Raw genomic sequence first — 9,933 nt, 5'->3', positions numbered from 1 at the left:
GCGCGGATGTTCCGCCCTTCCAGCGTTGGTCGCCGCCTTCCACGGGGTCAACGACCATGCCCCGCCCGTCAATCCAATGGCAGGCCTGTTCAATGATGTTTTCGGCCAGATCAAGATAGAGCGGCCGGTTTTGACCGGCCGACATGGGCACATCGCGTTTGGGAAAAAGCCGCTCCAGTTCATTTTCCAGGATAAACGGACCGGCAAACGGCGGATAATGGGATTTTATCATAATGATTCCTTCAAATATCAAACAGGCGCCGGGCGTTGGCGCAGGCAATTGTTCTGCGCGCCGCCGGCGCGGTCGTTTTCAACTTCATCATCGCCGCTTCAGTGTATAAAAACGGAGTGTGCGAGCCAAAGAGTATTTTTTGCGGCGGGATTTGCTTTAACAGTGATGGCAATGTCTGGAACGTTTCTATGAATGAAATATCCACGCTTACCTTTCCGGTCTTTTGCGCCAGTTCAACGGCTTCGCCGAAATACGCGCAAAGGCAAATGATTGACACTGCAGGAAAATCATTCGCAAGCTGAACGACAGCCTTAAAGTCCACGCCTGGGATTTTCATCAGCGGATACTGGTTGCGCTCATCTTCCGCCCGCATCTGGATCATCAGCGGGATTTTTCTTTCCGCCAGGACTTCCATCAGTTGTGCCAACACGGGGCCGACCAGCGGATAATTGTGATAATTCGGTATGATTTTGACCGCTTTTACATTCTTTGCGCTTACAATCGCGCGCCAGTTGGTCAAGGCGGGATTCACGACCGGCACGGGGATCAGCATGGGATGCCCCTTCACCGCCTTGAGCAAGTCTGCATTGCAGGCCGCGGGGTCCGGATACAGAATGGCGTCGGTTGAAGACACCAATGCTCTGGCAATGCCGGCGGCTTTTAAGCGGCGCGATAGCGCCCCGGCCGAATTCATATTAAATCTCTGAAACGGCCAATGACCTAATGATGTATTTACGTCTATGATCATAATTGTAACAGTTTCTTGGCGTTAAGCCCGAGAATCAATTCCCGGTCATGCCGGCTGATTTTGGCCCCGTAAATACGGCCGAGCTGGCATGAAAAATCGCGGATGGGAGCATCCGAGCCGTAAAGAATCCGTTCCGCGCCGAGTTTTTCAACCGCATATTCCACCATTCCCGCAAACGGCTGGGAGCCGGAGGTGTCAACATATACGTTGGGGCAGGGCCGGATATCCAGGATGCCGCGCGGACCGCAGCCGGTCATATGCGCCATGATGATTTTTGTTTTGGGATGGCGGCCGGCCAAATCGGCGATATCCGCGGGGCTGGATTCATCCAGCGCTTTGCCGACGGTCTTGTGCCAGGCGTGATGCAATACTGGAATATTCAACCCTGCGCAGGCTTCCATGATCGGATCCAGCTTTTTACTGCGCGCGTTTACGGCCACCCACAGTTTGATGCCCTTCAGATTTCCTTTTTCCACGCAACGGGTGATTTCCTTCAAGAGGAAACTTTTTTCGTGGTTCGGGTTCAGGAAGCAAAAGCCGATGATCGCGGCCGGGTATTGACGGGCCAGCCGCATGGTTTCATTGTTGGAAGCCGCGACCTGTTCCGGTGTTGTGCTGGGATATCCCGTGCCCAAATTGACCACTTTGGAAATGCCCAATCGGTGAACCTCGGCCAGGATTTTACCGACCTTCTTTGCGGGTATATGGGTATGAATATCAATGATCATGAATTATTTTCGTCGTGATTAATATTTTATTCCGCGGAGAACCGCGCGTCAGGTCAAATCCGATCCGGCCGCAAGCCTGTTCTTGCGGAGCGGCGCCGTCAAGTTTGACAAGATTGCCTTTATCCTGACACATGGATTTTCCCTCTGTTAAAACTGGTTTTGAATCAAATACTACTTGATTTTCTCCGGAATATCAATAATCATAGAGGGCAAATATGCAATCATTTCGGGCAGACAGCACGGAGCGCATGGCGCTTTTCAAGGAGTTGCAGGCGGACATTTTCTCCGTTACGGCCAACCATTTTGCAGCCTCGCCCGGCGAACAGACCAATCTGCATCTGCATCCCGACCGCTGGCATATCACTTATACTGTCCGCGGCAAAGGCGCGTGTCTCGCGGGCGGGCGGAAATACAATCTGCGGCCGGGTCTGGTCCATGTCGTTTATCCCAACGAAATACACAAATACCGTGCGGACGTTAAAACCCCCTATACCATTTATTTTCTGCACATCAACTGCGACGGACCGGTTGCCGAAATATTCCCGCGCGCAATTGCCGCCCGCCGTCTGAGCCGCAATACGCTCAGAATATTCGGTCAACTGACCCGTCTCTGCCACAGCGTTCCGCCGAAAAGATGTTCACTGCGGAAACACGCCTTGCTGGGAGTTCTGCTGGCGGACCTCCTTGAGCTTGACGAGGCGCCCGAACCGCGGGGTCAAATCGCCGCGCGCAGCCGGTCTGAACAGGCCGGATTCAAAGACATACTGGAACAATTGCGCATGCCGCCTTTCCGATATCCCGGAATCAACCGCATGGCCGCCCAACTCAACATGAGCCGCCGCTCCTTCACGGCGTATTTCAGAAAACTTGCGGGGATGTCGGCGCGGGCATATTACCTGCAATACCGCATGAGCCACGCCCGCATGCTGCTGGCAGCCGGCGAATTGCGCGTCAAGGAGGTTGCGCGCCGGTGCGGGTATTCCAATTCGCAGAATTTTATCCGGTCTTATAAAAAATACGGCGTGAGTAAATAGTTGTATCTCCGCGATAAGTCAAAATTAAAAAGTTTGAGATCATGTCCTGATGAGACGCATATATTCATCGTGATTACCGATCCAAAACCAGAAAAAAGTTTCTTCGTGGTGGATAGCAAGCGCCCGGTATCCGCCAGTGATCCTGATGGACCAGAGGTTTCCGACTTTCTTGAAACATAAGGAGGGATGTCTTGGATTTGTCTTCCATATTCGGTATGCGCGCCTGGCCATAGCCTTAACGCCTGGCGGAAGAGTATTATACGACTCCCAGAAGTCAGGAGTTGTCGAGGATTTCATCAAGTGGTTTTGTCCTTCCGGCGGCAATATCTCTGTGAACACGGTTAACGACAGACTTGAGGCGGCCTTCCGGCATGGAATCCTGTTTGATTTCTTTATCCCACGCATCCATTTGTTCAGCCTCAAATTTCGCAAGCCAGGACAGGAATTCATCCAATTCATCCGCCGGAAGCGTTTGAATTTCCTTTGTCAATCTTTCAAGAGTAGCAGTCATAATGTTGTTATTATCCAAATAAGCATTATAAATTCAAGTTTATTATTAAAGTTTTTTACAATTAGCTCGGGATATACCAAGCGCCGGGCCTTGGCCAGGATTTCCTCAACCTTTTAACATTTACATTCATACGTCCTTTCGATCCTCCTGTAAATCGTCTGTTTTCCGTATATCCAGCATGTCCGCGATCGTTTCATTGATTCGGTCTTCCGTCTCCTCGACAAAACGGCCGGTGACTGGCTGAAGATTTCCGTCCCTGACGGTTTGAATCACGGCATCGCCGAGCTGATTGCCGATATCCCGCGTCTGTTCGATGGTGCGGGGAATGAAGCCGCATGCGGGTCAGCCGGAATCGGTTTCTGATCAGCCCCGCAGCCCTGGAGAAAACAAGGTTGGGCATTGTCAAACGCTTCCTGGATGCGGTCATAGGCAAAACCCGGATAATCGCCGCCGATGAGCAGTCCGCCGCGGCTTGTGGGGTGGCAGGCGTAATTGAAAAAGACGCCGCGGACAACACCATCGAGCGACTCGATAGTCAGCACCGATACCTCGTGGTCATGCGGACCTTGCGGGTCCGGCGCCCAAAGCGCCCGACCAATGTTTTCCGGATCGGGCTTGCGGCGGCTGACCGCGAAATTGCACTGACCGATTCCGAAGTTCAGCCGAGCCGGATAGCGGTATTTCCAGGCGATGGATGCCGTGCTGGCCATGATCATGATCGCCCGGTGAACATATTCATGATCGATCCCGCCATGCCGATCGATGTCCTCGGTGCGGACACTCGGACCGCAATGGGTATGCGTCCCGCTGCACATTAAAGATTGATTTGCTTTCGCGCATATACACCCCGCGGAGAATGCACGGTTACTGTTATTATTGTTTCCCGTGCCGCGTGTGCTATCCACTCCAGAAATGCGCTGTCTCCGTTGGCGGCAGGATGCGTTTCATTCCGCCGGCGACTCAGGCGATCTTGCCGGCCAGCTCGACCATCAGTTCCACACCCTGCAACATTTAATTCAAAGGCAGTTTCAAAATCCGCGCGGCGTTTTGCCAGGCAATCGCGGCCTTTTCCTTCGGGGCGAGCGCCGCGTGCTTCAATTTGAGGAGCGCGGGGGTAACCTCCTTGAGAGGCGCGCCGCTGCCGAAGAGCAGGCTCTTTGCCCCGATTGTCCCGGCCAGGGCGGCTATCGCCTGTCCGTTGGCTGAGCGCAGGCGTGAGATTTCAAAATAAAGGCCGGGGTATTTCAATTTTTTATCCGGCGTGATCAGTTCTTCCGGCGATACCGCGCTTTCGGTGACCACGATGCGCGCCTTCGGGACGGCAAGCGAAAAATTTCCAATTTCATCCACGCTCAAAACCCGTTCCGTGTCCATCCAGTTCCGGCCGCGGACGTCAACAACCCGGGCGGGAATGAAGACCGGCAGGCCGAGCGCCGTGGCGGCGGAAAGCATCGCCGGCGCTTCCGGGGACGTCAGGTCATAATTATGATATTGCGGCGTCATGCGCAGGGCTTTCATGCCCAGTTTTTTCGCGCAGTCAGCCAAATCTTTTTCCCAGGCGGCATAGAGCGGATTCAGGGTGGCCACGCCCGCAAAAAAAGCGGAATGGCCGGCCAGCGCTTCGGCCAGCTCCAGATTGGCGTCATGGCAGTTGTTGTAAAATAAGCCGTTCGTGTTGGCCACCGCCGCGCCGGTTATTCCCCTGGATTTCAAAAGACGCTTCAAATCGGAAATGTTTTCATGCGGGACTTTGCGGAAAGGCCAGTGGCCGGCGGCGGTGTTGGCGTCAAAAATCATTTTACTCTCCGTTCCGACAGGATTTGATGAAAATTTCCGGAAAATATTTTTTGGAGTTGTTTGTCCGACAAATCCGCGTCAATAATTTTCCCGATTCCTTCCTCAAACGACATATCGGTGGCAAATAAAGCCCGGTCTTCGCCGATGGTTTTGACGGTTTTATTAACCATGCCGGCGTCAATCACCGAGCCGCTGGTGTCCAGGAAATACTTCGCCTCCGGCGGCAAGGCCTCCAGCGTCCGCAGATTCCATTCCCAGTCGCCGCCGCCGCCGATATGTCCCTGAACCAGGATTGTTTCCGGAAACATTTTCAGCGCCTTCAGAAAATGGCCGGCGTGGCTGAAGCGCGGCTGGAGTTTTTGCGTGACGGAATCAGTCGCCTTGCCGGCGTGCATCAGCACGGGAATCCCGAGTTGCGCGGCATATTCCATGACGGGCGTCAGGGCCGGATCGCAGATGAAATACTGGTGATATAATTTTACTCCCAGCATGCCTTTGCGGACAATACAGCGCTCCATTTCGGCAAGGCTTTCGCGGGCGTGGCCCGGATTCAGGAAACAGAATCCGCGAAAACGCTTTGACATGGCCATGGCCTCCAGAACCGCGTCGTTGCCGGCATGGAATTCGTCCGGCGCGGGCGAATCGCCCGTCAGCGGACAGGAAACGCAGATTTTGTCAATGCCGAGCTTTTCCGCCGCCTCTAAAACCGTCCGGGCGTTTGCGCGGTTCAATTTCCCAGCCTGCATTCGGACATGATTATGGAAATCAACCGGTTGATATTTGCCGACGTTTATTATTTTGGTTTGCATGGGCGTTTCTTCCTTCGATTTCCCGCCGCTTGACACTTCTTGCCATAATGGTATGCTACATGTATAAAGAAAGGATATTCTGTCTTGCTACATGTGTCAAGCAAGGAAATGAAAAAAAGCGCAAAAAAACGCAGCCGACCTGAAACGCCCGGAAAAGTGAGCGAAATCGCGGAACGTTTCGGTCTTTCCCGCGTCACGGTCTCGTATATTCTGAACGACCGCTGGGCGGCGCGGGGGATTTCCCGCGCTACCGCCGAAAAAGTCCTGGACTATGTCCGCGAGGTCGGTTTCCGGCCGAACCTGCTGGGCCTGGCCCTGCGGGGCAAAACGGTGAAGGAAATTGCCGTGCTTATCCCGGCGCGGCCGGTGGATCATCATAAAAACGCTTTTTTCAGCCTGGTTGAGAGGTTGGAACAAACCCGCAAAACTTATATCGTCCTGCCGTTCGGCAATGACAACATGGCGGACACGGTTCAATTTCTGAAGATATACAGAGTTGAGAAGCTGATAGTTTTTTCCGCCGGCATCAACAAAGACAATCTTGGTTCATGGGTCAGATTCTTCGGAAGCGTTCCCCGCGCCGCCTGCATGCTCTATGACTTTCCCTTCCCGGCCGTCAATCCCGATGCGCTTTTGTTGTCCGGAAAAAGCGCTGTCGTCGGTTTTGACCGCGCCCGCGCCCGGAAACAGGCCCTTGATTTCATGATTGCGGCGGGATACAAGCGGCTGATACTGCCCAAAGGCTTTTTTGAGACCATCCCGGAAAAATATTATCCGCGCGGCGGGATCCGGGCGGAATTTTATGAATTGGCGTCCGATGGTTTGACGCCGCTTTTCAAACGGGGGGAGCTTGCCGCGGAACGCCTCCTTTCCTTTGCGCGTCATGGCCTGCCAAAGGCCGTTTATGTTAATGACGACCGGGTCGCCGCTGGGATGATTCATCGTCTCCGTGAAAAGGGAGTGCGCGTTCCCGGACAACTGGCTTTTATTTCCTGGGACGGTCTGCCTGAAAGTTTATATTTTGAAGTGCCCTTGACTGCCGTGGTCGTTCCGCACGAGGCCATGCTCGCGCGCGTGTTTGCCTGGCTTGAGGGCCGGGAAAAGCCAAGGTTGACAAGAATTTCCACGCGGATCCGCGAGGAAGCATCCCTCCCGGCGATTGCCCGGTCCGGTTGATCATGGCAGGGAACATTTTTTCCGGTAGGCGGTGGGCGTGAGTCCCGTGGCTTTGCGGAAGTGCCCGTTTAATTTTTTTGCGTCGGAGAAACCGGCCTGTTCCGCCACGAGGTTTATCCCCCGGTTGGTTTCAGCCAGCAGTCTTTTGGTCCGGTCAATCCGGGCGCGGATAATGGCCGCATGAATTGAACTGGATAGTTTGTCCCGGAACCGCCGTTCAAGGTTGCGCCGGCACAGTAACGGCGCGGCTTTGAGCACATCCTCCACGCCGATGTGTTTCTGGCAATTGGCGGCAATGAACTGCATGGCTTTTGCCAGGACCGGATCGTCAATCGCAAAAAATTCGGTTGACCGGCGGATGACAATATCAAGCGGCGGCAGTTTTATCCGGCGCGGGCGCGGTTCTTTGCCCTTCATCATCAGATCAAGCATTTGCGCGGCTTCAAATCCCAGCCGGGGCGCATCGGTGGCGATGCTGGTCAGCGGCACGGAAGCCATTTCGCAGAGCATGACGTTGTTGTCAACGCCGATGACGCCCATATCTTCCGGCACGGCCAGGCCGAGTTCGCGGCAGGCGTCAATGACCATAACGCCCACAAAATCAGTGGCGGCGAATATGCCCGTGCGCGGCGGCAATGATTTCAGCCATTTCTTCAAACCCGCCGCCGTCCATAAATATTTAAAAGGCGTCCGCCCGGTCCCGGGCGGCGATAATGAACGGCATGCCACCCCGGATTTTTTAAGGCCTTCGGCAAAGCCGATTCCCCTTTCATGCGACCATTCTCTGGGGTGGTAGAATCCGACAAAGCCGAAAGCCCGGCAGTTTAATCCCAGCAAGTATTCGGCCGCCATTTTTCCTACGGCAAAGTCGTCGTTGATAATCGCCGGTAATCCCGGCGTGAAAGCGCTGTTAACCACGCTGACCATGGGTATATCCATCTGGTTGACGACTGTGGCCAGCGGCTTTTCATAGACCTGGAGAATGGCGCCGTCGCATTGCTTTAAAATTTCCGGCCAATGGTGGCTGGCAAACGGGTTGGCGGCAATCTGCCACTGCGCGCCGCCCCGGATATAATGCAGAATACCCTCCAGCAGGCGGCGGTTGTGTTCAAACTCCATGTAAAGCCTGATGCCGACTTTGCGGGTCATTTTTTTTGCATTGCCCGGAAACGTTTAATGAGCGCATTGGTGGAAGAATCATGCTTGAGTTTTGCCGGCCGCGCAACCTGCAATTCCGGCAGTATTTTCCCGGCCAGCTCCTTGCCGAGCTGGACGCCCCACTGGTCAAAGGGATAAATGTTCCAGATTGCGCCCTGGGTGAATATTTTATGTTCGTAAAGAGCGATCAGCTTGCCGAGCGCGGCCGGATTAAGCCTTGCGGCCAAAATAGTGTTGGTCGGCCGGTTGCCCTCAAAAGTCCTGTGCGGAATCAATCCGGCCGCAATTTTTTCCGCGGCCAACTCGCCCGCGGTCTTGCCGAACGCCAGCGCTTCGGTCTGGGCAAAGAAATTGGCCATAAGCATGGCATGGTGTTCGCCGAGTTCTTCAACGGGCCTGCCAAACCCGATGAAATCGGCCGGGACCAGTTTCGTGCCCTGGTGCAGAAGCTGGTAAAACGCGTGCTGGCCGTTGGTGCCGGGCTCGCCCCAGATTATCGGCCCGGTCTGCCAACGGACTTTTTTCCCGTTTCGGGCGATGCTCTTGCCGTTGCTTTCCATGTCCGCCTGCTGGAGATAAGCCGGGAAACGCGCCAGATACTGGGAGTAGGGCAGAACGGCCTGGGTTTGCGCGTTGAAAAAATTATTATACCATATTCCCAGCAGGGCCATGATCACCGGCATGTTTTTATTCAGGGGCGCGGTCAGGAAATGTTGGTCCATGGCGTGAAAGCCGGCCAGCATCCGGTTGAAATTTTCAGGGCCGATTGCCAGCATCAGGGCAAGGCCCACCGCCGAACAGAGCGAATAGCGGCCGCCGACCCAGTCCCAGAACGCGAACATGTTTTCCGGGTCAATTCCGAATTCCCTTACCTTTTCCGTGCTGGTGGAAACCGCCACAAAATGTTTTTTAACCGCTTTTTCGGTTTTCAGCCGGGCCAAACACCAGGCGCGCGCCGAAAGCGCGTTGGCAATCGTCTCCTGCGTGGTGAAGGTTTTTGATACGACCACGAACAACGTTTCCGCGGCGTCCAGTCCGCGCACCGCTTCCAGCAGGTGGGCGGCGTCAATATTGGAGACAAACTTTACATTCAGGTCCCTTTTAGCGTACGGCTTGAGGGCCTCGTAAGCCATGGCGGGCCCGAGGTCCGAGCCGCCGATGCCGATATTGATTATGTTGCGGATCGTTTTGCCGGTGTGGCCGCGCCATGCATTTTCCCGGACCGCGCGGCTGAAACGGTCCATTTGGCGCAAAACCCTTTTCACTTCCGGCATGACGTCCGTGCCGTTGGCCAGGATTGGCCCGCCGGAAATATGGCGCAGGGCGATATGGAGCGCCGGCCGGTTTTCGGTGCGGTTGATCGCCTGGCCCGAAAACATTGCCCGGCGCGCTTTTGCGATCCCACATGCGCGCGCCAGGGCAAACAGGGCGCGCATGGTTTCGGAAGTAACCCGGTTCTTTGAATAGTCCAGCGTGAGACCTTCGGCGGAAAGGGTGAATTTCTGGGCGCGGCGGGAGTCCCGTGCGAATAAATCGCGAAGATGAACATTTCGTATCCGGCGGCAATGTTGCGCAAGATGTTTCCATTCCGGAAGGTTGATCGGATTAAATCCATTCTTTTTCATTGAGAGATTCTTTTAGCTTTATTAATAAGCGTTTGTGTTGCATTATTCTAGCCTGATGTCCGCATTTTGGCAAAATTTATTTGCATTTTTCCGCGCCGCGCCGGCCGTATTAAAA

The 9,933-nt window shown here is 54.5% G+C and carries 13 protein-coding genes; 2 read left to right on the top strand and 11 right to left on the bottom strand.

The annotated features are described in order from the left end of the window. From PHP98_05970 to PHP98_05955, 4 genes are all read right to left on the bottom strand, one after another. The coding region (locus PHP98_05970; GenBank protein MDD5483181.1) for a hypothetical protein at nt 1-232 on the bottom strand (232 nt) is incomplete at its 3' end. A 10-nt stretch (nt 233-242) separates the two neighbouring features. Next, nucleotides 243-926: an amidohydrolase family protein gene (locus PHP98_05965; protein MDD5483180.1), complete on the bottom strand. Its 684-nt coding sequence runs from the start codon at nt 924-926 to the stop codon at nt 243-245. Nucleotides 927-976: 50 nt separating this feature from the next. Beyond that, on the bottom strand, nt 977-1,708 hold the full coding sequence (locus PHP98_05960) for an amidohydrolase family protein (protein MDD5483179.1): 732 nt from the start codon (nt 1,706-1,708) through the stop codon (nt 977-979). Beyond that, the gene (locus PHP98_05955; GenBank protein ID MDD5483178.1) at nt 1,698-1,841 is read right to left on the bottom strand and encodes a hypothetical protein; all 144 of its coding nucleotides are present in this window, start codon (nt 1,839-1,841) and stop codon (nt 1,698-1,700) included. Before PHP98_05955 ends, PHP98_05960 begins: the two co-directional genes overlap by 11 nt. 82 nt (nt 1,842-1,923) lie before the next feature. On the opposite strand from PHP98_05955, the gene PHP98_05950 reads away from it, so the two are divergent. Beyond that, the gene (locus PHP98_05950) at nt 1,924-2,742 is read left to right on the top strand and encodes an AraC family transcriptional regulator (GenBank protein ID MDD5483177.1); all 819 of its coding nucleotides are present in this window, start codon (nt 1,924-1,926) and stop codon (nt 2,740-2,742) included. Between the two features lie 39 nt (nt 2,743-2,781). Here PHP98_05950 and PHP98_05945 read toward each other — a convergent pair whose 3' ends face one another. The 5 genes from PHP98_05945 to PHP98_05925 all read right to left on the bottom strand — a co-directional run bounded on the left by PHP98_05945 (nt 2,782) and on the right by PHP98_05925 (nt 5,859). Further along, on the bottom strand, nt 2,782-3,039 hold the full coding sequence (locus tag PHP98_05945; GenBank protein MDD5483176.1) for a hypothetical protein: 258 nt from the start codon (nt 3,037-3,039) through the stop codon (nt 2,782-2,784). Beyond that, nucleotides 3,017-3,253: a hypothetical protein gene (locus PHP98_05940; GenBank protein ID MDD5483175.1), complete on the bottom strand. Its 237-nt coding sequence runs from the start codon at nt 3,251-3,253 to the stop codon at nt 3,017-3,019. The genes PHP98_05945 and PHP98_05940 overlap by 23 nt, the downstream gene beginning before the upstream one ends. A 269-nt stretch (nt 3,254-3,522) precedes the next feature. Further along, on the bottom strand, nt 3,523-3,969 hold the full coding sequence (locus PHP98_05935; protein ID MDD5483174.1) for a hypothetical protein: 447 nt from the start codon (nt 3,967-3,969) through the stop codon (nt 3,523-3,525). A 295-nt stretch (nt 3,970-4,264) separates the two neighbouring features. Continuing rightward, nucleotides 4,265-5,050: an amidohydrolase family protein gene (locus tag PHP98_05930; protein MDD5483173.1), complete on the bottom strand. Its 786-nt coding sequence runs from the start codon at nt 5,048-5,050 to the stop codon at nt 4,265-4,267. After that, entirely contained in the window at nt 5,047-5,859 is an 813-nt protein-coding gene (locus tag PHP98_05925; GenBank protein MDD5483172.1) for an amidohydrolase family protein, read from the bottom strand. Before PHP98_05925 ends, PHP98_05930 begins: the two co-directional genes overlap by 4 nt. A gap of 108 nt (nt 5,860-5,967) precedes the next feature. Here PHP98_05925 and PHP98_05920 point away from each other — a divergent pair, with 108 nt between their 5' ends. Beyond that, entirely contained in the window at nt 5,968-7,035 is a 1,068-nt protein-coding gene (locus PHP98_05920) for a LacI family DNA-binding transcriptional regulator (protein MDD5483171.1), read from the top strand. On the opposite strand, the gene PHP98_05915 is transcribed toward PHP98_05920, so the two are convergent. Both PHP98_05915 and pgi read right to left on the bottom strand, forming a co-directional pair. Then, complete coding sequence (locus PHP98_05915; protein ID MDD5483170.1) at nt 7,036-8,184, bottom strand: DNA-binding transcriptional regulator; 1,149 nt, start codon at nt 8,182-8,184, stop codon at nt 7,036-7,038. It lies immediately after the preceding gene. Beyond that, the gene (pgi, locus tag PHP98_05910; GenBank protein ID MDD5483169.1) at nt 8,181-9,818 is read right to left on the bottom strand and encodes a glucose-6-phosphate isomerase; all 1,638 of its coding nucleotides are present in this window, start codon (nt 9,816-9,818) and stop codon (nt 8,181-8,183) included. Before pgi ends, PHP98_05915 begins: the two co-directional genes overlap by 4 nt. Between the last annotated feature and the right edge of the window lie 115 nt (nt 9,819-9,933).

The sequence above is a fragment of the Kiritimatiellia bacterium genome (genome assembly GCA_028715905.1).
Lineage (GTDB): Bacteria > Verrucomicrobiota > Kiritimatiellia > JAAZAB01 > JAAZAB01 > JAQUQV01.
Note: the sequence above shows the minus strand (reverse complement) of the source record. Positions and strands in the feature narration are given on the sequence as shown.